This is a genomic window from Amycolatopsis lexingtonensis (genome assembly GCF_014873755.1).
Lineage (GTDB): Bacteria > Actinomycetota > Actinomycetes > Mycobacteriales > Pseudonocardiaceae > Amycolatopsis > Amycolatopsis lexingtonensis.
Genome location: NZ_JADBEG010000001.1, coordinates 8,195,298 through 8,217,944, shown reverse-complemented (window position 1 = coordinate 8,217,944; position 22,647 = coordinate 8,195,298). Strand labels below are relative to the sequence as shown.

19 protein-coding genes are annotated in these 22,647 nt (G+C 71.0%); 7 read left to right on the top strand and 12 right to left on the bottom strand.

All coding sequences use genetic code 11. The features are described from left to right. Positions 1 to 41: 41 nt before the first annotated feature. Genes H4696_RS38170 through H4696_RS38155 form a run of 4 tightly spaced genes read right to left on the bottom strand, consistent with a single transcriptional unit; the run spans position 42 to position 5,064 of the window. Complete coding sequence (locus H4696_RS38170) at positions 42 to 650, bottom strand: GTP-binding protein (protein ID WP_086861435.1); 609 nt, start codon at positions 648 to 650, stop codon at positions 42 to 44. Continuing rightward, positions 631 to 1,407 carry a DUF742 domain-containing protein gene (locus tag H4696_RS38165; RefSeq protein WP_086861436.1) on the bottom strand — a complete coding sequence of 259 codons (777 nt, stop codon included), beginning with the start codon at positions 1,405 to 1,407 and terminating at the stop codon, positions 631 to 633. The genes H4696_RS38170 and H4696_RS38165 overlap by 20 nt, the downstream gene beginning before the upstream one ends. 25 nt (positions 1,408 to 1,432) lie before the next feature. Beyond that, positions 1,433 to 1,894 (bottom strand): roadblock/LC7 domain-containing protein, encoded by a 462-nt coding sequence (locus tag H4696_RS38160; protein WP_003085376.1) that lies wholly within the window; start codon positions 1,892 to 1,894, stop codon positions 1,433 to 1,435. A gap of 20 nt (positions 1,895 to 1,914) precedes the next feature. Then, positions 1,915 to 5,064 (bottom strand): sensor histidine kinase, encoded by a 3,150-nt coding sequence (locus H4696_RS38155; RefSeq protein ID WP_192783114.1) that lies wholly within the window; start codon positions 5,062 to 5,064, stop codon positions 1,915 to 1,917. Positions 5,065 to 5,781: 717 nt separating this feature from the next. Here H4696_RS38155 and H4696_RS38150 point away from each other — a divergent pair. The 5 genes from H4696_RS38150 to H4696_RS38130 all read left to right on the top strand — a co-directional run bounded on the left by H4696_RS38150 (position 5,782) and on the right by H4696_RS38130 (position 10,326). Beyond that, entirely contained in the window at positions 5,782 to 6,789 is a 1,008-nt protein-coding gene (locus H4696_RS38150) for an ABC transporter substrate-binding protein (protein ID WP_169735139.1), read from the top strand. Positions 6,790 to 6,881: 92 nt separating this feature from the next. Then, complete coding sequence (locus H4696_RS38145; RefSeq protein WP_086863924.1) at positions 6,882 to 7,652, top strand: ABC transporter permease; 771 nt, start codon at positions 6,882 to 6,884, stop codon at positions 7,650 to 7,652. Further along, positions 7,649 to 8,482 carry an ABC transporter permease gene (locus H4696_RS38140; RefSeq protein ID WP_086863925.1) on the top strand — a complete coding sequence of 278 codons (834 nt, stop codon included), beginning with the start codon at positions 7,649 to 7,651 and terminating at the stop codon, positions 8,480 to 8,482. Before H4696_RS38145 ends, H4696_RS38140 begins: the two co-directional genes overlap by 4 nt. A 20-nt stretch (positions 8,483 to 8,502) precedes the next feature. Next, positions 8,503 to 9,363 (top strand): ABC transporter ATP-binding protein, encoded by an 861-nt coding sequence (locus tag H4696_RS38135; protein ID WP_086863926.1) that lies wholly within the window; start codon positions 8,503 to 8,505, stop codon positions 9,361 to 9,363. Positions 9,364 to 9,381: 18 nt separating this feature from the next. Further along, the gene (locus H4696_RS38130; protein WP_192782763.1) at positions 9,382 to 10,326 is read left to right on the top strand and encodes an ABC transporter substrate-binding protein; all 945 of its coding nucleotides are present in this window, start codon (positions 9,382 to 9,384) and stop codon (positions 10,324 to 10,326) included. Here H4696_RS38130 and H4696_RS38125 read toward each other — a convergent pair. The 7 genes from H4696_RS38125 to H4696_RS38095 all read right to left on the bottom strand — a co-directional run bounded on the left by H4696_RS38125 (position 10,323) and on the right by H4696_RS38095 (position 19,382). Continuing rightward, the gene (locus tag H4696_RS38125) at positions 10,323 to 10,787 is read right to left on the bottom strand and encodes a hypothetical protein (RefSeq protein WP_143265309.1); all 465 of its coding nucleotides are present in this window, start codon (positions 10,785 to 10,787) and stop codon (positions 10,323 to 10,325) included. The genes H4696_RS38130 and H4696_RS38125 overlap by 4 nt on opposite strands. Before the next feature lies 1 nt (position 10,788). Next, complete coding sequence (mdlC, locus tag H4696_RS38120) at positions 10,789 to 12,375, bottom strand: benzoylformate decarboxylase (protein WP_086863613.1); 1,587 nt, start codon at positions 12,373 to 12,375, stop codon at positions 10,789 to 10,791. 88 nt (positions 12,376 to 12,463) lie between these two features. Next, positions 12,464 to 14,113, bottom strand: a complete 1,650-nt coding sequence (locus H4696_RS38115; RefSeq protein WP_086863612.1) for a S53 family peptidase — start codon at positions 14,111 to 14,113, stop codon at positions 12,464 to 12,466. A 141-nt stretch (positions 14,114 to 14,254) separates the two neighbouring features. After that, positions 14,255 to 15,217 (bottom strand): NsdA family TPR-like regulatory protein, encoded by a 963-nt coding sequence (locus H4696_RS38110; RefSeq protein ID WP_086863611.1) that lies wholly within the window; start codon positions 15,215 to 15,217, stop codon positions 14,255 to 14,257. 47 nt (positions 15,218 to 15,264) lie between these two features. After that, positions 15,265 to 15,477, bottom strand: coding sequence for a hypothetical protein (locus H4696_RS38105; protein ID WP_086863610.1), 213 nt, complete (start codon positions 15,475 to 15,477; stop codon positions 15,265 to 15,267). A gap of 472 nt (positions 15,478 to 15,949) precedes the next feature. After that, a complete protein-coding gene (locus H4696_RS38100) occupies positions 15,950 to 16,627 on the bottom strand; it encodes a copper homeostasis protein CutC (RefSeq protein ID WP_086863609.1) in 678 nt (225 codons plus the stop codon). A 13-nt stretch (positions 16,628 to 16,640) separates the two neighbouring features. Beyond that, positions 16,641 to 19,382 carry a sensor histidine kinase gene (locus H4696_RS38095; RefSeq protein WP_192782762.1) on the bottom strand — a complete coding sequence of 914 codons (2,742 nt, stop codon included), beginning with the start codon at positions 19,380 to 19,382 and terminating at the stop codon, positions 16,641 to 16,643. Between the two features lie 186 nt (positions 19,383 to 19,568). Between H4696_RS38095 and H4696_RS38090 the strand changes: the two genes are divergently transcribed. Next, the gene (locus H4696_RS38090; protein ID WP_086863607.1) at positions 19,569 to 20,534 is read left to right on the top strand and encodes an ABC transporter substrate-binding protein; all 966 of its coding nucleotides are present in this window, start codon (positions 19,569 to 19,571) and stop codon (positions 20,532 to 20,534) included. 58 nt (positions 20,535 to 20,592) lie between these two features. Further along, positions 20,593 to 21,978, top strand: coding sequence for an FAD-dependent monooxygenase (locus tag H4696_RS38085; RefSeq protein ID WP_086863606.1), 1,386 nt, complete (start codon positions 20,593 to 20,595; stop codon positions 21,976 to 21,978). Here H4696_RS38085 and H4696_RS38080 read toward each other — a convergent pair. Beyond that, positions 21,975 to 22,592 carry an LppU/SCO3897 family protein gene (locus tag H4696_RS38080; protein WP_086863605.1) on the bottom strand — a complete coding sequence of 206 codons (618 nt, stop codon included), beginning with the start codon at positions 22,590 to 22,592 and terminating at the stop codon, positions 21,975 to 21,977. The genes H4696_RS38085 and H4696_RS38080 overlap by 4 nt on opposite strands. Positions 22,593 to 22,647: the final 55 nt, after the last annotated feature.

Below are 22,647 nucleotides of genomic sequence, written 5' to 3'. Positions count from 1 at the left end.
AGTTCACTCCAACGGCCGCATCCGGTTCGGGAGGTCATCCGCTATCCCGCGCGCAACGCCGAATCGTGCGCGATCGCGTGCTGGACGACGGAGATCAGCACCTGCTTGGCGGAGTCGCGCTCGCGCGCGTCGCACGCCATGATCGGGACCGACGGCGCGATGGTCAGCGCGTGCCGGACGTCTTCGATCTGGTGGTGCAGCAGCCGGTCGAAGCAGTTGATCGCCACGACGTAGGGCAGCTTCCGGTTCTCGAAGAAGTCGATCGAGGGGAACGCGTCGGCGAGCCGCCGCGTGTCCACCAGCACGACCGCGCCGATGGCGCCGACCGCGAGGTCGTCCCACATGAACCAGAACCGGTGCTGACCCGGCGTGCCGAAGACGTACAGCACGAGGTCCGAGTCCAGCGAGATGCGCCCGAAGTCCATCGCCACGGTGGTGGTGGTCTTGTTGGGCGTGGCCGAGGTGTCGTCGTGCCCGACGCTCGCCTCGGTCATCATGGCCTCGGTGGTCAGCGGGTCGATCTCGGAGATCGCCCCGACCAACGTTGTCTTCCCCGAACCGAACCCGCCGGCGACCACGATCTTGGCCGACGAGGTCGGACCCGTCACCTGCGGCGCGTTCGCGTCGGAGTCAAATTCTCCGAAGCCCACTGAGCACCCTTTCCATGAACTCGATACTCGGGCGGTCGCCCACGGTCGGGCTGCTGGAATGCACCAGCACCAGCCCGAGGCCCGCCACGTCACCAATCAACACCCGCACCACGCCGAGCGGCAGGCGCAGCAGCGCCGCCACTTCGGCCACCGACCGGGTGTCGACGCACAGGTCGCAGATCGACCGGTGCTCGGGCACCCGGACCCGGTCGAGCATCCGGCCCTGTTCGCTGGTCGAGATCAACGCCTCGATGGCCAGGTCGAGCGTCGCCTTCGTCCGCCCGCGGGTCCGGAAGTACGGCCGGACCAGGCCGGACGTCTCCATCTCCGTCGGCGGCGGCGCGTCGACGTACTCCTGGTGGGCCTGCTGCGGCAGCGCCGCGGCCAGCTCACCGGAGTCCGGTCCGGCCCCGAAGTCCCGCTCGGTGCTGTACGCGGCGAACTCGTGCGCGTCGTACAGCGGCCCGCTCGAACCGCCGAACAGCTCCGCGCCCGGCCCGCCGAGCAGCCGGTCGCGGTACTCGGTACCGCCCGCGATCGGCCGGATCGGTTCCTGCCCGGCGTTGCTGTCGGTCAGCCAGTTCGGCGGCTCCCGCACGGGGTCGCTGTCGGATGCCTGCACCCGCCTCGCCCGCCATTCGCGGTCGACGCGGTCCCGGAACGACTGCCAGTCCTCCCGGCCGTCGTCCTGCTCGGACCAACCACCGGAGAAGTCGTCACCGAGCCGGCCATCACCCCTCAAGCGCCCGTCGTCCACGGCTCTCTCCTCGGTTCCCAGGTCCTCAGCGGCGGACGGCCGCGCCCTGCAGTTGCGCGCGCATCTCCGGAGTCAGCTGCTGGCCGACCCGCTCCACCAGCAGGGTCATCTCGTAGACGACCAAGCCGATGTCACTCTCCGGCGAGCCGAGCACCGCCAGACACGAACCGTCGGAAACCGACATGAGGAAAAGGAAGCCGTTGGCCATCTCGACCACCGTCTGCGCCACCGTGCCGCCCTCGAACACCTTGGCCGCGCCGCGCGCGAGGCTGGTCAGCCCCGACGCCACCGCGGCCAGCTGGTCCGCCCGGTCCTTCGGCAGCCCTCGCGAGGCCGCGAGGAGCAGGCCGTCGGCCGACACCACGACCGCGTGGGCCGCGCCGGGCACCCGGTGCACGAAATCCGTGATCAGCCAAGCGAAGCTGCCGGCATTGTTCGCCTTGGCATGCGCCTGGCCGTTCGGCTGCGCGGAGCCACCCGGCTGCATTGCACCCGCCCGTGTCACTTTCACTCCTCACTGCTGTCTGTGGTGTTGCCACTCACCGGAACCTCGTCGCCCGGTCGCTCCTTCAGCGCATGGCGCCCCGAGGTGTACCCACGTTGGAAGCTTGCCATCCGGTTCCGCGCCGCGGACGCCGAGCGGGTGATCGCACCCGTTCCGGGCATGCCCGCGGTGGCATCCGCGAAGTTGTTCTGGGCCGGTGCGTCGGGCGTCGAGCTCGGACCGCCGATCGAACCGGGCACCAGGTAGGCGTTCGGGATGCGCTTGGGCAGCCCGGCCGTGGTGATCTCCTCGTTCTTGGACTCGAGCAGCGACTGCGCCGCCTGCCAGCCGTCGTCGGAGGCGCTGTGCCAGCCGTCGTCGGGCGGGAGGAGCGGGTGCCGGGTGGCCGCCGTCGGCTGGAGTTCGTCCGCGGGTTCCGGGACGGGCTCGTCGCGGCCGGTGAGGGGTGGCAGGTTCGGGTCCTCGACCTCGTCCTGCGCACTCCGGTGGCTCTGGTGGCCCTGGTCGCTCTGCGGCGGCACCGGGTCGGCAGCCGCGTCGTCGCCCTCACTGAACCAGCGTGACAGCACCGACTGGTAGATGGGCAGCCGCCGGGTGGGTACATCGTCCTCGAGCGCCGACGAGCCGACCTCCGCCGCGGGCGGCGGCGCCGGGGGCGGTTCCTCGGGCGGGACGAACTTCGGCTCGCGCTTGGGCAGCACCAGCGGCGCGAACTGGGTGTCGCCGGCCCGCGAGCTGGCCCCGTCGCCGTTCGACGAGGGCGCCAGCGGCGCCAGGTCCTCCGCGGTCGGCCAGGCCGGCACGTCCGGCTTGGGCAGCTCGGGCGACAGGAACGGGCCCGCCGCGCGGCCGCCGCTGACCAGGTCGTCCAGGCTGATCGGCTGGTCCAGCGGGACCAGCCCGCCCTGGTTCGCCACCGGCTCGTGCTTCGGCGGGGCCGGGGGTGGCGGCGGGGGCGCCGAAGGCGGCGGCGGGGTCTGCGAGAACGACTGCGTCTGGTCGAAGTCCGAGCGCGCGGCCGGGATCGGGATGCTCGGCATCGACATGGACGTCTCGGACCGGCCCGGCGGGAGCGGGGTCTGCCGCTGCATGCCTGGGCGGAGGTGGGTGAGCAGCTCCGCCGGGACGACGACGCGGGCGATCACGCCACCCTCGATGTCCTCGTTCTCGCGCAGCCGGACCTCGATGCCGTGGCGCTTGGCCAGGCGCGAGACCACGTACAGGCCCATCCGGCGGGTCACCGACACGTCCAGGTCCGGCGGCTCGGCGAGCCGCGCGTTGACCTCGGCCAGCCGCTCGTCGCTCATGCCGACACCGTGGTCGGTGACCTGGATGGCGAGCGCCTTGCGGCGGGTCACCACGGCCCGGACGATGACCTTCGTCTCCGGCTCGGAGAAGTAGGTCGCGTTGTCGAGCAGCTCCGCGAGGACGTGCACGAGGTCGTGGATCGCGAGGCCCTGGACCGCGACGTCGGGCACGATGCCGACCTCGATCCGGGCGTACTGCTCGATCTCGGACACCGCGGCGCCGATGACGTCGGCGGCGGGCACCGGCTTGGGCACGGACTTGGCCAGGCCGGCGCCCGAAAGCACCAGCAGGGACTCACCGTTGCGCCGCAGCCGGGTGGCCAGGTGGTCGAGCTCGAACAGGCTCGCCAAGTGGTCCGGGTCCTGCTCGTCGGCCTCGAGGCGGTCGATGACGCCGAGCTGGCGTTCCACCAGCCGCTGCGACCGCCGGGAGAGGTTCACGAAGATGCCGTTGACGTTCTCGCGCAGGAGGGCCTGCTCGGCGGCCATCTTGACGGCCTGCTCGTGGACGATGTCGAACGACCGCGCGACCTCGCCGATCTCGTCGCGGGAGGTGACCGGCACCGGCTGGACGGCCTTCTTGGAGGCGCCGACCGGGTCCGGGTCGTCGAGGATCGCCTGCACGGTTTCGGGCAGCCGGGTGTAGGCGACGTCCAGCGCGCTCCGGCGCAGCACCCGCAGCGGGCGCAGCATCAGGCGGGCGACGATGAGCATCAGCGCGATCGCGGCGGCCAGGGCGGCGAGCACCACGGCACCGCCGACCCACGCCGAGTTGACCGCCGCCGTGGCGAGGTCGTCCGCGCGGGTCTTGAGCTGGGCCAGCAGGTTCGACTCGACCGCGTGCAGCTTGTCCGCCGAAACGGTGCTGTCCTTGCCGAGCGCCGTGGTGTCGATGCTCGGCGCCTGGTCCAGCTGGGCGAAGGCGAACGCCGCGGTCTGGATCCGGCGGCGGTCGTCGACCTCCGGGCCCGAGTAGGTGTCGTTGTAGAGCTGCCGCTGGTCGTCGTCGGCGTTCGCGAGGAACGCCTGGACCGAGGCGTCCGCACTGGAGGCCGACGCGCGCGTCTGGTCCAGGAGGTCACCGGGGAAGCTCCCGCGGAACGCGGCGATCTGCAGCTCGGCGTCGGAGCGGGTGGTGAACTCCTTGGCCTCGCTGATCGCCTGCGTGCTCGTGCCCAGCCGCAGCACGTCCCGGTCGGTGACCGCGGTGGTCACCTCGCGGCCGAGCTCGATGAGCGAGTCGAGGATGCCCGAGTAGGCCGTCATCACCGTGATGTCGGGCAGGCCGTTCTGCGCGTTGAACGCGGCGCGCAGCGGGCGCAGGGCGTCGAGGCGCTGGATACCGCGGGTGTAGCGGTCCTTGGTCGCCTGGTCGTCGTAGTTGAGCGTCGACGCCGCCGAGCGCAGGTCCGCGACCTCGCGGTCGACCTTCGCGATCTGCGAGTCGAGGCCGGTCTGCAGCAGCGAGTTGCCGGACGAGATCCGGGCGACGGCCAGCGAGCGCTCGTTCTGCAGCTCGTGGACCACCGTCGTGACCTTGACGGCGAACGCCACCTGGTCGGCCGTGCGCTGGAACTCCGCCGCTTCCCTGGCGTCGTCGACCACGCGCAGTGCCCCCAGCACCGCCGCGGTCAAGGTCGGGATGATCAGGACCGCGGCCAGCTTGGAGCGCAGCCGCCAGTCGCGCATGCCGGAAAAGAACCCGGCCTTCCGGCCCGGACTCTCTCCGGGCGACTGCGCGGGGGCCCCTCCTACCCCCGCGGCGTCTTCGTTCGGCACCGCCGCACCACCATCATCGTTCGTGCTCGTGAAACCTTGGTCGGTCCAGCGCCCGCCCGGGCGCATCGCGTTCTCGTCAGCCACTCGTCTGCACGCTCCCGGCGCTCAAGCGCAGCGGCAGGTCGGAACGAGCCCAGCGGGAGACGGTACCCGTACGGGTGAAAAGATCGTCTTCGGCGGGTGTTCCTGAACCCCGTCCGTCTGGACGGAATCGGTTCAGCTCGAGCATCACGGTCGGGTCCCTGCGCTGGTCTCGCATCGGTCTGTTGGTTCGGCCTAGCCCACCGGTGCGGCGGCTGTGCCCGGCCAGGCAGTGGCCTCTACGGGGACGAATCTCTCAGGAAAAGCACAGCGTGCCCTGGTAAACCGGGGATCGACTTGATCGGCCATCCAGGCACTCTCTCTCACTACATCGGAGGTTGATACCTCCCCGCAGGTGCAGAGGGTAGCGAACGGCCGGGGAAGATGTAACCCTCCCGACAGGACGCGCTCGATGTTGCACAGCGTTCGCTCAGTCGGCACACAGCTGGACATCTCTTATTCAGGATCTGGGCCCTACGCTGGGTGAACGCTTACGGCGAGTGGAGCAGTGGGTCTAGACCAGAGGCCGAAAGAGTGACGTGCGCCACCCTCTCGGGTATTGATCCCACCCGTTGTGAGCAAGCTGTCACGTTCTCTACAGTGGCCCGCGTACTCCCGAGAATGAGTTACGTACTTCCCCGGGATTCGGTCCATCAACCGTCACTTTTTTCACCCAAGGAGCAGGCCTTGCTTGGAAACGCCATGAGCAGTGGCCGGGTTCGCACTCGCCGCGCCGCGCTCGGGCTCGCCCTCACCGTCGCGGCGGCGACAGCCCTCACGGGCTGCAGCGCCCTCGGCTCGGACGACTCGAACGCCTCGTCGAACGGGGGCGGCCTGGAGAAGTCGAAGATCAAGGTCTCGATCATGCCGACGACGGACCTCGCGCCGTTCTGGCTGGCCTTGGACGGGGGTTACTTCAAGGCCGAGGGCCTCGACGTCGAACAGATCGTCGCCAAGAGCGGCCAGGAGTCGATGACGAAGGCGCTCAACGGCGAAGCCGACATCGCGCTCTCGACCTACACGCCGTTCTTCGTCGCCAAGAGCAAGGGCGCCGCGGACATCCAGCTCGTCGCCGACGGCACGTCGGTGAACGCGAAGAGCAACGCCATCGTCACCGTGCCGACTTCGAACGTGAAGACGGTCAACGACCTGGCCGGCAAGCGAATCGCGATCACGGCGATGAACACCGCGTCCGACATCCTCACCAAGTCGGTCATGAAGGACCACGGCGTCGACTTCAGCACGGTCAAGTGGACCCTGGTCGCACTGCCGAACATGGCGGCGGCGCTGAAGGACAACCAGGTGGACGCGGCCTACATGCCGGAGCCGATGCTCTCGCAGTCGGCGAAGACCGTCGGCGCGACGCCGGTCATCGACATCAACACCGGCGCCAGCCAGGACTTCCCGCTGACCGGCTACGGCGCGACGACGAAGTGGGTCCAGGGGAACCCGAAGACCCTCGCCGCCTTCCAGCGCGCGATGAAGAAGGCCACGAGCGACGCGATCAACGACCGCTCGAAGGTCGAACCGCTGCTGGTCAAGTACGCGAAGATCGACGAAGACACCGCCAAGCTGCTCACCCTGCCCGGCTACGGCTCCACCCTGGACGCCCGGCGCCTGCAGCGGGTGCCCGACCTGCTGCTGCAGATGGGCGTCATCACGAGCAAGGTCGACGCGGCGCCGATGATCGCCCCGCAGGCGACCAACTGAGAACCTTATTCCGCCGTCGGCCGGCGCGAAGGTCACCGCAGGATCGCACCTGGCGGTCCGTCGCGCCGGCCTAACCAAAATAAGGTTCTGACGTGAAAAAACTGCTCCGGGGCCTGGTCGGCCTGGTCGGCTTCCTCCTGTTCTGGGAGGTCGTCGTCCAGGTCGGCCTGGTCAGCAAGACGTTCACCCCACCGCCCAGCGTCGTCCTGGTCACCGTCGGCGACCTGCTGGGCGACCCCGAATTCATCCGCGACATCGTCGCGACGATGCTGGCCTGGCTGATCGCCATCCTCATCGCCATCGCCGTCGGGGTGCCGGCCGGGCTGCTGCTGGGCAGCGTCCCCGTGCTGCGCACCGCCACCGCCGCGATCGTCGAGTTCCTCCGCCCGATCCCGGTCACCGCGCTCGTGCCGCTGGTGCTGCTGGTGATCGGCTCCGGCCCCGACGCGAAGATCACCCTCGCGGTGTACGCCTCGCTGTGGCCGATCATGTTCAACACCATCTACGGCATGGGCGAGATCGACCCGGTGCTGATGGAGACCGCGCGGGCGTGCGGGACCAGCCGGTTCCGGATCCTGTCTTCGGTCGCGCTGCCGCAGACCGCGCCGTTCGTCTTCACCGGGGTCCGGCTGTCGGCGACCATCTCGCTGATCGCCGTCGTCAGCGTGGAGTTCCTGGCCGGCTCCCAGGTCGGTCTCGGCACCTTCATCCTGGTCGCCAGCACCGGTTCGACCCGCTTCGACCTGGTGCTCGCCGGTACCGTGGTCGCCGGGGTGCTCGGCTACCTCATCAACGAAGGGCTCGAACAACTGGGCAAGCGGCTGTTCCGCTGGAGCAGCGTCGACCGGGAGGCGATCGCGTGACCGCGGCAACTCTTTCCGGGCGGGTGGGCCGCCGGGCCGCCCGCGGCGCCGCCGCCGTCGTCCGCAACTGGCTGCTCTTCGCGATCCTCGTCGTCGGCTGGGAGTTCGCCGCCCGCGCGGGCGGCAGCAAGTTCTTCCCACCGCCGACGGAGATCGCGACCACCGCCGCGAAGCTGTGGTTCACCGGTCCCGCGTCGCACCTCTTCCTCACCGACGCCGTCTTCGACAACGTCTTCCCCAGCCTCGGCCGGATGCTCGGCGGCTGGGGACTGGCCGCCGTCGTCGGCGTCGTGATCGGCGTGCTGGTCGGCCGGTCCGACACGGCGATGGACTACTTCGGCCCGCTGTTCGCGTTCTTCCGCTCGATCCCGCCGCCCACGCTGATCCCGGTGTTCGCGGTGCTCTTCGGGCTGAGCTCGGGCATGCAGATCGGGTCGATCATCTTCGGCGCGGTGTGGCCGGTGCTGCTCAACGCGGTCGACGGCGTCCGCTCGGTCGACCAGGTGAAGGTGGAGACGGCGCGGTCGTTCCGCACGCCCCGCCGGTACTGGGTCGGCCTGGTCGTCCTGCCGGCCGCGGCCCCGAAGATCTTCGCCGGCCTGCGGGTCAGCCTGTCGATCTCGCTGCTGCTGATGGTCGTGTCCGAACTGGTCGGCGCGTACAACGGGATCGGCCGGGCGCTGCTGAACGCCCAGCAGGACTTCGAATTCCCCATCATGTGGTCCTGGCTGGTGCTGCTGGGCATCCTCGGCTACGTCTTCAACACGATCTTCCTGGTCGCGGAACGGCGGGTGCTGGCCTGGCAGCCGACCCGCCTCGGCCGCGACTGACGCTGGAAAGGCCTCTCCCCATGTCCACCATGCTCGAAGTTTCCGGCCTCAGTCACCGGTACGGCACCGGCACAGGAGCGCACGCCGCAGTCAACGAGCTGTCGTTCACCGTCGAAGCGGGGCAGCTGGCCAGCATCGTCGGCCCGTCGGGCTGCGGGAAGTCGACGCTGCTGCGCTGCATCGCCGGGCTGACCCCGCCGACCGAGGGCACGGTCAGCCTGCACGGCGACCGCGTCGACGGCGTGCCGGACGACCTTGCCGTCGTGTTCCAGGACTACAGCCGTTCGCTGTTCCCGTGGCTTTCGGTGCAGAAGAACGTCGAGTTCCCGTTGCGCTGGCGGCCGATCTCGCGGGCCGAACGGCGGAAGCGGGCGGCCGAGGCGCTGGAGCACGTCGGCCTGTCCGCGGTCGGCGGGAAGTACCCGTGGCAGCTCTCCGGCGGCATGCAGCAGCGGGTGTCGATCGCCCGCGCGCTGGCCAGCCGCCCGGCGCTGCTGCTGATGGACGAGCCGTTCGCGTCGGTCGACGCGCAGACGCGGTTCGAGCTCGAGGACCTGACCCGGCGCGTGCAGCGCGAGCAGGGCAGCACGATCCTCGTCGTCACGCACGACATCGACGAGAGCGTCTACCTGTCCGACCGGGTGCTGGTGCTGTCGAAGTCGCCGGCGTCGATCGTGGCGGACCTGCCGGTCGGCCTGCCGGTCGAGCGCGACCAGATCACCACGCGCGAATCGGCGGAGTTCGTGACGCTGCGCGGCGAAGTGGCCCGGCTGCTGCACGGCGGCACCCCGGCGGAGGCCGCCACGGCCGCGTCGGACGCCGCGGAGTGGGACCTGGCCGAGCGCACCTCGGACGTGACGGAGACCAAGACCGGGAGCTGACCGACTGCAGGGGGGACCATGGTGAGGGCGGTACTGGCCGGGCTGCTGGCGTTGCTGCTGACGGGTTGTTCGGCACTGGACGGCTCGTCGCCGCCCTCCGCGGCGCGGGAAAAGCTGCGCGTGTCGATGATGTCGACCATCGACACGGCCCCGTTCTGGCTGGCGAAGGACAGCGGGTACTTCGAGCGCGAAGGCCTGGACGTTTCGACGATCGAGGCCGCGACCGGCCAGGCGTCGCTGACGAAGCTGGTCAGCGGCGAAGCCGACATCGCGTATTCGAGCTACACGCCGTTCTTCGTGGCCCGCAGCAAGGGAACGGCGGACATCCGGCTGGTGGCCGACGCGTCGTCGGCCGGCCCGCGGTCGACGGGCGTGGTGGCGCTGCCCGCGTCCGGTATCCGTTCGGTGGCCGACCTGGCGGGCAAGCGGATCGGCATCTCGGCCCCGAACACGATCGCCGACACGCTGACGAAGTCCGTGCTGGCCGACAACCACGTCGACACCGCGGGCGTCAAGTGGGTCCCGCTGCCCCTGCCGAACACCGTGGCGGCGCTGAAGAACGGCGACATCGACGCGGCCTTCCTGACCGAGCCGTTCATCACGCAGGCGTCGCGGTCGGCGGGCGCGGTGCTGGTGGCCGACACCGGCACGGGCTCCACAGTGGACTTCCCGACCGCGGGCTACGGCGCACTGGGCGCGTTCACCTCGGCTTCCCCGCGCGCCGTGGCGGCGTTCCAGCGCGCCATGGCGGCGGCGACCCGGGACGCGGCGGCGGACCGGAAGAAGATCGAGCCGCTGATGGTGAAGTACGCGAAGATCGACGCGGCCACGGCGGCGAGCACCGGCCTGCTGACCCTGCAGTCCACTTTGGACGCCCGCCGGCTGCAGCGGGTCCCGGACCTGCTGCTTAAGACGGGCGTCCTGACCACTCCGGTGGACGTGGCGGCGATGGTGGTGCGCTAGCGGTCCGCGGAGTCCGGGAACACCACGTGGTAGTCGGTGTGCCAGTCGAACAGCCGCCACTGCTCGACGGTGGGGCCCGCGCACGCCGGGAAGATCTCGACCACGAGCGGGCCGTCGAGCTCCAGCGTCACCATCCCGAGGCGGCCGAGGGTCGCGGACTCGACGAAGCACGCGTGCTCCTCGACCATCCCGGTCAGCTGCCGGGCGAAGCGGTCGTACTTCGTCCGGTACTCGTCGAACGCCGTCTCCGCGTCCCCGGTGTCCCGGTAGTACATGTCGACCGAGCCGAACAGGATCTGTTCGCGGTACGTCACGCGGAACGGGCACTGCGCGTGGAGCCGTTTTTCGGTGTCCTCGCGCCGGAAGCCGACGATGGCGATGTTCAGCGTCCGGCTGAACTCGGTGACCCGGCACCCGGGCAGCAGGGCCACCGCCGCTTCCAGCTCCTCCGTTGTCGACAAGTCAGTACAGCGTCCGATCGGACGGCGCGACCTTGACGTGCACCAGGGTCGGGCGCGGGTCGGCCAGTGCCGCCGTCAACCCCGGCGCCAGACCGTTCGGCTCGGTGATCGTCACGCCGTGGCAGCCCATGCTCGCCGCCAGCGCCGCGAAGTCGATGCCGCCCAGTTCGGTGCCCGGGAGCTTCGCGCCGCCGATGGTTTCGCCGAGGATGCGGACCGCCGCGTACTCCGTGTTGTCCATGATCACGATCGTCACCGGGAGCTCCTGGCGCGCGGCCGTCCACAGTGCCTGGATGCCGTACATGCTGGAGCCGTCGCCGACGACGCCGACGACCTTGCGGTCCGGGCGGGCGAGCGCCGCGCCGACCGCGCCCGGGACGCCGTAGCCGAGCGTGCCGCTGGCCATCGTCAGGAAACCCGTGTCCAGGGCCGTGATCGGCAGGTGGTCGTGCAGGATGCCGCGGTGGCTCGGCGTCTCCTCGACGACGATCGCGTTGTCCGGCAGCACCTCCGCCAGCGTCGAGTAGACGAGCTCGCCGGTGAGCTTCTCCCCGCCCGGCTTCGCGGGCCGCTCCAGCGGCTTCGGCGCCGGCCGGGTGCTGCGCTCGATCACGTTGAGCAGCGCGCGGATGCCGAGCTTCGGTGTCGCGCGGATGCCGGTGCCTTCGAAGGCGCGCGCGAGGACCTGCTCGTCGTCGCTGACGATGAACAGCGGCGGCAGCGCGGCTTCCCCGCGCCCGCGGTCGACGTGGTAGGTGAAGGCGGGCGCCCCGAGCACGACGACGAGGTCGTGCTTCTCGAGCGCGTCGGCGACCGCGCCGCGTTCGGGGTCCAGGAACCCTTGGAACAGCGGATGGTCCTCCGGGAACGAGCAGCGGTAGGACATCGGCGCGACCCACACACCGGCGTTGAGGCGCTCGGCGAGCGCGACGGCTTCCACGACCGCGCCGTCCTGGTCGACGGCTCCCCCGACGACGATCGCCGGCCGCTGCGCGGTTTCGAGCGCGGCGACGAGCTCGTCGACGGCTTCGGGATCCGGTGCGAAACCCCGGATGCGCGGCCGGGAGACGATGGGCCGCTCGGTGGTGGCGGTCCAGTCGTCGGCGGGGACGGACACGAAGACCGGACCGGACGGCGCCTGCGTGGCGACGTGGTAGGCGCGCGCCAGCGCGGCCGGGACGTCTTCGGCGCACGCGGGCTCGATCGACCACTTGACGTACGGCTTCGGGAACTCGGGGGCTTCCATCGCGCCGAGGAAGGGGTCGTGCGGCAGGAGCGCGCGGTTCTGCTGGCCGGCGACGATGATCAGCGGCGTCCGGTTGCGGTAGGCGTTGAAGAGGCTGCCGAGCCCGTGCCCGACGCCGCCCGCGGAGTGCAGGTTGACCAGCACGGCCTGGCGCGTGGCCTGCGCATAGGCGTCGGCCATCGCCACGACGGCGGATTCCTGCAGGCCGAGGATGTAGTCGAAGTCGTCGGGCCAGTCGGTGAGGAAGGGGACCTCGGTGGTGCCGGGGTTGCCGAACACCGTCGTGAGGCCCAGTTCGCGGAGGAGTTCCCTGGTGGCGTCCAGGACCGTGCGCTTGATCATGCCCCCAGGCTAACGCTTAGCGTTGCGAAGAAAAGCCCCCGAATGCCGGGACCGCGGCGGTGCGCCGCGGTCCCGGTCGCCGTAGTGCTCAGCCGATCAGGCCGGACAGCCCGGTGCCCTTGAACGAGCCCCAGCCGGTCACCTGGTCGTACTTCGTCCCCGCGGTGAAGCCGGTGGTGCCGTGCAGGGAGTTGTTGCCCGTCGTCACGTCGTGGAAGCCGGTGGCGTACGACGACCCGTTGCCGATCGAGTAGAACTTCGGGTTCAGGTTGCCCAGACCACCGCCGTGGACCTGGTTCTGCAGCGTGGCGAAGGCCGCCCACAGCGGCGCCGCGCCCGACGTGCCCCAGACCGTTTCCCACGAGCCCGCCGAGTAGATGTAGTAGCCCGAACCGCTCGCCGCGTCCGCCGAGACGTCCGGCACCTTGCGGTAGGTCGTGCTCTGCGAGGACTGCCACGACGGCGCCGTGAAGACCGTCGAGATGCCACCGCCGGTCGAGCCGTTCGACGCGCCGTCGTTCCAGGCCGTCTCGCTGCTGTAGGTGTTCGAGGACGTGACCGTCAGCTGCGTGCCGCCGACGCCGGTGACGTTCGGGCTCGACGCCGGGAAGTCGACCGCCTTCGCCGTCGAACCGGTCTGGCGGTAGCAGTCGGTCGTGCCGTCGTCGCCCGCGGCCGCGAAGTACGAGATGCCCTCCGCGGTGCCGGTCGCGATCGCGCTGCTGACGCTCTTCGCCGCGCTCGAACCCTCGGCGGATTCGCAGGCGCCCCAAGAGATCGAGACCACGTCGACCGTGTGGTCCGACGCGATCTTCTGGTACATCGCGAGCTCGCCCGCGCTGGAGTTCGGTGCCTCGTAGACGTAGTCGTTCGCGGCCGCCGCCAGCGCGTGCACGACCTCGATGTCGAGTTCGACCTCGATCTGGCCGTCGCCCGGCGAGGAGTCGTAGTTCGCGCCGCTGACCGGCACCGTGGTCACCGAGCCCGCCGAGAGGCCGTACGTGCTGTCGTACTTGGTGACGTTGGCCTTCTGGTAGCCGTCGAACTCGACGAAGCCGACCTTGACGCCGCTGCCGGTCGCCGAGAGACCGCTGGTGCCGTAGGCGGTCTTGAGCACCGGCGGGGTCACGGCCTTGACGACGTTGGGCTTGACGGCGGTCTTCGCCGAGTGGGTGCGCACCGCGTGGTCGTCGAGGCCTACGACCCCGCTCACGACGTCCGAGACGCCGGCGGGGACGGCGGGCGCGGCGTCGTTGGCGAAGAAGTCACGGCCGGAGACGCGGTCGTGGTAGGTCCCGATCCGGGTGCGGAACGCCGATTCGAGCTGCGCCGCCGATCCGGTGAACGTGACGGCCTGCCGGTTGCCGGAAACCTCGATCCCGGTGGCACCCGCTTTCCCGAGGAATGAGACGGCCTTGTCGACGTCGGCCTGCGTCGGACCGAACCTGGCATTGAACTGCGCCGGGGTCAGAAACCGGTGGTATTGCGGTGAAGCGGGGTTCTGCACGTCGGCGAGGAACTTTTCCAGCGCCTGCTGGTCGTGCAGTTTCAGCGAAAGCGCCGCGGTGATCGGCCGGTCGGCCGCGACGTCACCGGTGCGGACGCTGTTGATCAGCGGAGCGGCGTTGTCGGCCAGCGTGACCAGGGGTTCCGGCGCCGCGGCGGCCGGGACGGCCACGGCGAGGCCGAGCAACGCAGGCAACGGCACAGCGGCCGCGACGAGCTTGCGCAAGCGCATGGGGGAATTTCCTCTCGGCGGTGGGGACCGGGCCTGCGCGGAATGCTCGCCGCAGGTTGCCGAGAAGCATAAGAAACCGTTATTGCGTCAGGAACCTACTTTTGGCTGCCTTTCGGCTTTTGCGAATCGTTTACCATTCGATCAGCGTCCGGATTGTCGGAGAACGTCGACGCGGTCGGCGATATCCTGGGCGTCCGCATTGCCGGAAAAGCGCCGGGCGGCCGTGGTGAGCGACTGCAGCCGCTGCCGGGTCCGCGGCGACCGCAACGCGGCCGCCAGCTCGATCGCCTCCTCCCCGACGGCCGAGGCGACGTCGAGGTCGCCGTCCAGCGCGTGCACCGTGGCCAGCCAGATCAGCGTCAGCGACCGGCTGCGGGTCATCCCGCGGCCGTACCCGGCGATCGCCTCGGTGAGCGCGGGGATCCCGTCCCGGCCGTGCCGGATGTCCACCACCTGCGCCAGTTCCGCGTGCACCGTGCCGACCATCGCCGCCAGGTCGGTGGGCCCGAAGAACTCCGCCCACGGCGAGGCTTCGCGGTCCGCGGCTTCCGCGAACTCCTCGCGGGCGCGGCGCAGGTAGGTCAGCGCGCCGCTGACGTCGGCCTTCTTGGCGTAGGCCCAGGCCTGGTTGGCCGACAGGATCGCCTGCGCGAGCTTCGAATGCGCCAGCCGCGCCGCCTCCCGGCCCCGCTCGAACTCCGCCAGCGCCGCGTCGACGGCGCCGTAGTGCAGGTGCAGCCGCCCGGTGCGGTAGTGGATGTTGGCCAGGAGGTCGTCGTTGCCCGCCTGCCCGGCGAGTTCCAGCGCCCGGCGGAACGCGGCCAGCGCGGCGGCCGGGCGGTCCTGGTCGAAGTTGGTCCAGCCGGCGAGGTTGTAGAGGTCGGCGACGGCGGCGCGGAGCCGGACCAGCACCACGGTCTTGGTCACGCCGTCCAGCAGCGCCACGGCGGCCGGGAGCCGCGCTTCGACGGCCGCTCTGCAGGCACCGCCGCCGTAGCGGTAGTCCAGCGCCCGCAGCTCCGCGACCGTGTCTTCCAACCGCCGCACGTCGGCGATCCCCACACGCGTACCGCGGAGGTCTTCCTGCCCGTCGTTGCCGGTCATGGCGGCCCTCCGTCCGAAGAGAGCCGCCGCTTCGGGCAGCCCCCTGGTCATTCCCCGCCGGGCCAGGCCGGTGCCTTCTCCTTCGGGGTGTTGGCACCGGGCAGCACCCCGGTGGCGGTCAACACCACGCCGGTGGCGGTTTCCGCGATCTTGACAGCGGCCAGGAGGCCGGTGAGGGCGAGCGAGCCGCCGAGCCCCAGTCGGGCGAACTCGTCTTCGGAGGTTTCGGGTCCGCGTTGACGCGGTAGCGCGCCGGTCATGATTCGGCCTTCCGGTCCGTCAGGGAAGCACTCGCGCGATACCCGCGGGGATTCAGCCGTTCGCGGGCGGCGGAAATCCACCTGATGGTCGCCATCCTGGTTTCCCGATGGCCCCGCATCGAATTGACCACGAACCGAATACGCGCGCCCACAGCGCCGCCTCCTGTACTGGCCGAACAATTCCCGACACTATCCGGGCGGACCGCGAACCGCCCGTCTCCGGTCGCGGCCCATCGGGCACCCGCGACCGTTTTGCCACGTCAGAACCACGATAGCCAGCGGCTGCCACAGCTTCAGCCCCCAAGCAGCCCAACCGCACCAGTGCACGTGCAGCTGCACAACCCGCGAAGAACCGGCATTCGCAAACGCCGAATGCAATTTCATTTCGCCGATTCAAGGAAATCGAATACCGGTATGAACGGCTGCGGATTCCCGAACGGAGCCGTGGCCCGCGTGCGGGTTTCGCAGTGGATCAGGATTTGACGAGATCCACCCAGTGGCGCACGGTTTCCGCGTCCACCGGCGCCTGCCACCCGCCCGGCCGCACGGCGCTCCCGACATGGAACCCGCGCACCCCGCCGGCGCGCAACAGGTGCACCTGCTGCGCCCGCAAACCGCCGCCCACGAGCAACTCCGGCCCGCTCTCCCGCTGCGCCAGCCGCTGCAGCACCGAAAGCCCGCTCGCGACGCCGTTCGGGTGGCCGGCGGCGAGGACCGTGTCGCAGCCGAGCGCCGCCAGCTGGTCGTACGCGCGCAGCGGGTCGCGCGTCCGGTCGATGGCGCGGTGGAACGTCCACGGCAGGCCGTCGATCTCCTTGATCAGCGCTTCGCAGGCGTCCACGTCGATCTCGCTGTCGACGGTGAGGAAGCCGAAGACGAACTCGCGCGCGCCCGCGTCGATCAGCCGGGCGGTGTCCGCGCGCAGCCCTTCGAGGTCGCCGACGGCGAAGGAACCGTTGTCCCGCAGCATGACCCGGACCGGGAGGTCGGTCGCCGACTGCACGTCCCGGAGCGTTTCGAGCGACGGCGTGAGGCCGTCCTGCGCCATGTCAGCGACCAGTTCGAGGCGGTCGGCCCCGCCCGCCTGCGCGCCTTCGGCGTCCGCCGCGTCCAGCGCGATCACTTCCAGCAGGGGCGTCTTCGAGCTCATGCCTCAATCCGTTTCACTGGTTCCGGGTGTCGTCTCCCCTCGCGTGCCGCCCTCGCCGGAAGCCGCCTTGAAGGCTCGTCATCCGCTCGCGCACCGCTTCCGGGGAAAGTGAGAGTATCGGCCGCTGTTCCGGCACCGCTCCCGGCCCGGCGGCCACGTCGTCGGTCTGGAGGAACGGCCACGTGTCCTCCGCGCCGTCTTCCTGTTCCAGTTCGGCCGGGGTCGGCCACTCGTACTCGGGCTCGATCGCGGCCGGCGGCGAGACCGGGCGCAGCTGCGGTTCGGTGTCCTCGTCGTCCGGGTTCGGCGCGGCGCTTTCACGTGAAAGCTCCGCTTTGCGCGGCAAAGCGCCACTTTCACGTGAAAGTGGCGGCGGTGGCGGAGGTGGCGGGGCCGCGGCGAGCGCGTGCCGCGGCTCAGGTTCGGCCGGACGCGGCGCCTCGGCGACCGGACGCGGTTCCACCGGGTGGCGCGGCTGTTCGGGCGCCGCGGCCGCGTCGAACCAGCGGGACAGGACGTCGCGGTAGGCCGGCATCCGCTCGGTCGGCGCGTCGAGGTCGAGGTGGTTGTCGTCGTCCGCCACCGGCCATTCCGGTGCCTGTTCGCGGGCCACCACCGGCGCGCGGCGCGGCGGGCCCGCCTCGATCGACGGCGGGGACAGCTCTTCCGGTTCCGGCTCCGGCTCGGGTTCCGGCGGCGTGAGCGGGGCGAGCGGTGCCAGCAGTTCGGGCTCAGGCTGCGCGGCCGGCTCGGCGGGCGGGGGCGGCGCCGGCATCGGCGGCAGCTCGACGATCAGCGCCGACGGCACCAGCACGGTCGCCACCAGCCCGGAATCCGCGCCCGCGCTCAGGCTGACGTCGATGTGGTGCCGGGTGGCCAGGGTCGCCACCACGAACAGCCCCATCCGGCGCGACACCTCGACGTCGACGTCCGGCGGGTGCGCGAGCCGCAGGTTGGTGCGGTCGATCTCCGCCTGCGGCATGCCGGCGCCGTGGTCGATGATCTCGATCTGCCAGTCGCCGTCGTGGGTTTCGGCGCTGGACACGGTGACCGGCTCGTCGCCGGAGTAGCGGGTCGCGTTCTCCAGCAGCTCCGAGACGACGTGCACGAGGTCGTTGACGGCCTCGCCGCGCACCGCGAGCTGCGGCGCCGGGCCGAGCTCGATCCGCTGGTAGTGCTCGACCTCCGAAAGCGCGGCGCCGACGATCTCGTCCGCCGAGACCGCGCCGGCGTCCTCGCGCGCGGAGTCGTGGCCGGAGAGCACCAGCAGGTTCTCGCTGTTGCGCCGCATCCGCGTGGCGAGGTGGTCGAGCTCGAACAGCCCGGCGAGGGTGTCAGGGTCCTGCTCGTCGGCCTCCATCCGGTCGAGCACCGACAGCTGCCGCTCGACGAGGTCCTGGCTCCGCTGCGACAGGTTGACGAACATCGCGTTGACGTTCTCGCGCAGCATCGCCTGCTCGCCGGCGAGCCGGACGGCTTCGCCGTGCACCGCGTCGAACGCACGCGCCACCTGGCCCACCTCTTCGCGGGTGAACACCGGCACGGGCGCGACCGCGAGCCGTTTCCGCAGGTTCTCCGGGGCGGGCTCGGGATCGGTGAGCAGGTTCTGCACGGCCGCGGGCAGCCGGTGCTCGGCCACCTCGAGCGCCGTCCGGCGCAGGATCCGCAAGGGGCGCAACAAGGACCGCGCGATGACCACCGACAGCACGCCCGCGACGAGGAGGACGCCGAGCACCACGCCGCCGTCCCAGAGCGCCGCCGTGCGGGCCTGCGCCGCCAGCGCGTCGGTGCGTTCCTGCAACTGGACCAGCAGCGCCTGCTGCACCTGGTGGGTGAGGTTCACCGTGTGGGTCGCCGAGGTGTCCCACTGGTTCGGGTCGAGGCCCGAGAGGTTCTGGTTGTTCTCGGTGCGGGTGAGCGCGGACTCGACCATGTCGTTGCCGATGTCGACGACCAGGCCGATCACCGTGTCGTCGAACATCCGCTGCTGGTCGGGCGTCGCGAAGGTGCGGTAGTCGTTGCGCGCGGCGGCCAGCTCGGCTTCCGCGCCGAGCAGGGCGCGCGTGCGGTCGCGGTCGAGCGTGCCCACGGCGAGCGCCTCGCCCAGCACCGCCCGCTTGACCGACATCTGGTCCTTGATCCGGGCCAGCGCGTTGCCCGCCAGCCGCAGCCGCGCGAGTTCGGGGTCGGAGACGTCGGCGGCGGCCGAGTCGCTGATGTCGAGCAGGCCGGAGATCAGCTCGCTGTAGGAGCGCAGGACGGCGTCCGCGGGGAACGCCGAGTGTTCCGCGGAGAACCGGAGGCCGCCGAGCACGCGCAGCCGGTCGTCGGTCTGCTGCAGGCTCTCCGCGGCCTTCGCGTCGAGCCGCGGCTTGCTGTCGGCGAGCGTCCGCTCGAAGGTGCCGATGGCCTGGTCGACGCGGTTGCGCTGGGCGGTGAGGTCGGCGGTGTCGCCCTGCCGGTTCTGTGCGACGAACCGGACGGTGAGGTCGCGCTCGCGCTGCAGTTCGTGGACGGCTTCGGCGACGGTGCTGTCGACGCGGCCGCGGGTGGCGAACTCGGCGAGCTGCCGCGCGTCACGCAGGTCGGAGCTGATCCGCAGGCCGACGAGCGCGATCACGGCGAGCGCCGGGATCAGCAGGACGGCGAAGAGCTTCGTGCCGAGTCGCCAGTTCCGCAACCGCCAGCGGCCGCCGGCCGGACGCGGATCCGCCGCGTCGCCGCCCTTGCGGGGACGCTTGTCGCGACGGGTCACCTGGTTTCCTTTTCCACCGCGGGTGGGACCCCGCGGATCTGACAACACTCGAACCTACTGAACGGTAGCCCGCACCGTGGAGATCCGAAAGCCGCGCTGGCGCGATCCGGCCCTGCCCGCGATCGTATGGGGCGCGGACCATACGATCCAGCACGAGAACCAGATTCTCGCGGTAGGTGAAGGTTCATGATCAGACGCGGACGGACGATTCCGCTGGTGGTGGCGCTTCTGGCGACCGCCGGGTGCAGCGTGTTCTCTTCGGGCACCCCGGCGTCCCCGCCACCGCTGGAACGGACCACGCTGCGCGTCGGTGTGGGCAACGCCATCGACACGGCCCCGCTGCGGATCGCCGTGGCGAGCGGGAAGTTCGGCGCCGGCGGGCTGAACGTCCAGCTGGTGGAACTCGGCGCGGACGACGGGCTGGCCAAGGTGGCCGCCGGCGACCTCGACGTCACCTTCGCCTCCGACATCGCGATGTTCCGCGCGGCGGCCGGCGGGTCGGCGTTGCAGCTGCAGGGCGAGGCCTACACGGCCGGGCCCAACACGATGGCGCTGGTCACCCTGCCCGGCTCCGACTACACCGTGCCGACGGCGAAGAAGTCGCCCGAGATCGCGGTCAACATGCTCGACGACATCGGCGCGCTCGTCGCGCGGTCGGTGCTGGTCACGGCGGGCGTCGACGGGGCGAAGATCAAGTTCCGGCAGGTGGCGTTCGACGGGATGCCGCAGGCGCTCCAGGCCGGGGACGCGGACGCGGCGCTGATGGTCGAGCCGTACATCACCCGCGCCGAGAAGGACCTGGGCGCGCACATCCTGGCCGACGGCGCCCGCGGCTCGACCCTCGACTTCCCGCTGTCCGGCTATGCCTCGGCGAAGCCGTTCGCGCAGGCCAATCCCCGCACCCTGGCGGCGTTCCGGACGGCGCTGGGCGCGGCCCAGCAGAGCGCGACCGACCCGGCGGTGGTCCGCGACGCGCTCCCGAAGTTCTCCGACATCGACTCGACGACGGCCGCGCTCATCTCCCTGGGCTCGTACCCGGCGTCCCTCAACGGCATCCGGCTGCAGCGGGTGGCCGACCTGATGCACAACTCGGGGTTGCTGGCGAACCGCCTGGACGTCCAGGCGCTGCTGCCCGAGCGGAACGGTTATTAGCTTCCACCAAACTTGCACTTGGTCTACTTTTGCACTCAGCCTACTTGAGGAGTGCGCAGTGACCGACGTCCTGATCGCCGGAGCCGGCCCCACCGGGCTGCTGCTCGCCGCCGAACTCGCCATCGCCGGCGTCGAGGTGACCGTCCTGGACCGCCGCGACGGACCCGGCCTCCCGCGGCCGGTCGGGCTCCAGCCCCGGACCGCCGAGCTGTTCGAACTCCGCGGCCTCGACCCCGCCGGCCCCGAGGTGGACGGCCCCAGCGGGCACTTCGCCGGCCTCCCGGTGGCGCTGGACCACAGCGTCTGGCGGACCCGTCACCCCCGGGTGCTCAACCGCACCCAGGACGACGTCGAGGCGGTGCTGGCCGAGCACGCCGTGAAGCACGGCGCGGTCGTCGAACGCGGCCACGACGTGACCACCGTCGAGGCCGACGACGAGGGTGTCACGGTCGACGGGCGCCGGGCCCGCTGGCTGGTGGCCTGCGACGGCGCGCACAGCACCGTCCGGCGGCTGCTCGGGGTGCCGTTCCCCGGCCGCACCGAGACCTACGTCGCCACGCTCGCGCACGTCCGGCTCGCCGCGGCGTCCGCGCTCGTCCCGGCCCGCGCCGCGCACTTCAGCGAGGTCACCCGGCAGGCGAACGGCTACTGGGCGATGCTCACCCCGCTCGGCGACGGCGGCCACCGGTTCGTCTTCGGCTCGGCGACGAAGCAGCCCGGCCGCGACGCACCGGTGTCGGACACCGAAGTGACCGAAGCGCTCACGGCCCTCTACGGCAGCGAAACGCGCCTGGGCGAGGTGTACGGCGCTTCGCGGTTCAACGACGCGACGCGGCAGCTGGAGCGGTACCGGCACGGCCGCGTGCTCTTCGCCGGCGACGCCGCGCACATCCACCCGCCGCTCGGCGGGCAGGGGCTCAACCTCGGGGTGCAGGACGCGATGAACCTCGGCTGGAAGCTGGCCGCGACCGTCCGCGGCACGGCGCCGGCCGGGCTGCTGGACACCTACCACGCCGAGCGCCACCCGGCGGCCGCACGCGTGCTGCGGCACACGGCGGCCCAGCGGGTGTTCACCGCGCCGGACCGGAGCGAGAACGTCGAGGCGCTGCGCGAGATCGTCGTCGACCTGATGCGGACGCCGGACGGCAACCGGTACTTCAGCGGGCTGCTGTCCGGCCTGGGCCTCGGCTACCCGGGCGCGCACCGGGTCCCGGACCTCGACCTGACGACGGCGGCCGGCCCGGCGCGGCTTTCGGAGTTGCTGCGCGACGGCCGCGGCCTGCTGCTCGACCTCGGCGACCACCCGGTCCCGGCGGGCTTCACCGGGCAGGTGCGCCGGGTGCGCGCGAGCACCGGCGACGACGAGTACCGCGGCCGGCTCCTGCTGGTCCGCCCGGACGGGTACGCCGTCGACCCCGCCGAACTGGGCCGCTGGTTCGGCTAGATGTTCTCGCCGGTCTTCACCAGGCAGACCGTGCGCCGCGGCGGGCCCTGGTACATGAGGACCTTGTCCGCGTTCTCGCCGCAGGCGTCTTCGTCGCCGAAGCCGGAGACGACCTGGACGCGGTCCTGCGCCGCCGGGTCGGTGCAGCTCACCTTGGTGATGGTCGTCTCGTCCTCGATGCCGCGCACGCAGTCGCCGGACCGGACGTTCAGCGCCAGGCAGAGCGTCTGGCCGGAGCCGGAGCCGAGCCGGAACCGCACGTAGTCGCCGGACGCGCAGGAGATGGCGCCGCGGTAGGCGTTTTCGACCTTGTAGGTCGCGCTGTCCGAGCCGCAGCCGACGCGGTGGTAGGCGGTCCGGTCGCCGCTCTCCCGCGTCAGGTACAGGCAGTCGCCGTCCGACGGTGTGCCGCTGCCGTCGAGCGAATTGAGGCCCAGCGCGGCCAGCGAGCCGAGGGCCAGCGCCAGCACGACGCAGGCGGCGAGCGTGATCCGCACCTTCACGGTGAACCAGTGCGGGATGGCCAGCTGCCCCTGAACGGGTGGCATCGGCGAGTACTGCGTCGCGTAGTCGGGCGTCCGGAACGGGTTGTCGTCGGACGGTGGTGTGGTCAACGTGCCCTCCAGTGATCCCCTCGGCACCTCGTCCCATCGACGCCGCCGCGAGCGA

Coding starts and splice junctions, on each gene's coding strand:
- H4696_RS38160 (WP_003085376.1), bottom strand. CDS start 1,894: ATGCAGCCGGGTGGCTCCGCGCAGCCGAACGGCCAGGCGCATGCCAAG.
- H4696_RS38105 (WP_086863610.1), bottom strand. CDS start 15,477: ATGACCGGCGCGCTACCGCGTCAACGCGGACCCGAAACCTCCGAAGAC.
- H4696_RS38155 (WP_192783114.1), bottom strand. CDS start 5,064: ATGCGCCCGGGCGGGCGCTGGACCGACCAAGGTTTCACGAGCACGAAC.
- H4696_RS38135 (WP_086863926.1), top strand. CDS start 8,503: ATGTCCACCATGCTCGAAGTTTCCGGCCTCAGTCACCGGTACGGCACC.
- H4696_RS38100 (WP_086863609.1), bottom strand. CDS start 16,627: ATGAGCTCGAAGACGCCCCTGCTGGAAGTGATCGCGCTGGACGCGGCG.
- H4696_RS38110 (WP_086863611.1), bottom strand. CDS start 15,217: ATGACCGGCAACGACGGGCAGGAAGACCTCCGCGGTACGCGTGTGGGG.
- H4696_RS38130 (WP_192782763.1), top strand. CDS start 9,382: ATGGTGAGGGCGGTACTGGCCGGGCTGCTGGCGTTGCTGCTGACGGGT.
- mdlC (WP_086863613.1), bottom strand. CDS start 12,375: ATGATCAAGCGCACGGTCCTGGACGCCACCAGGGAACTCCTCCGCGAA.
- H4696_RS38150 (WP_169735139.1), top strand. CDS start 5,782: ATGAGCAGTGGCCGGGTTCGCACTCGCCGCGCCGCGCTCGGGCTCGCC.
- H4696_RS38090 (WP_086863607.1), top strand. CDS start 19,569: ATGATCAGACGCGGACGGACGATTCCGCTGGTGGTGGCGCTTCTGGCG.
- H4696_RS38115 (WP_086863612.1), bottom strand. CDS start 14,113: ATGCGCTTGCGCAAGCTCGTCGCGGCCGCTGTGCCGTTGCCTGCGTTG.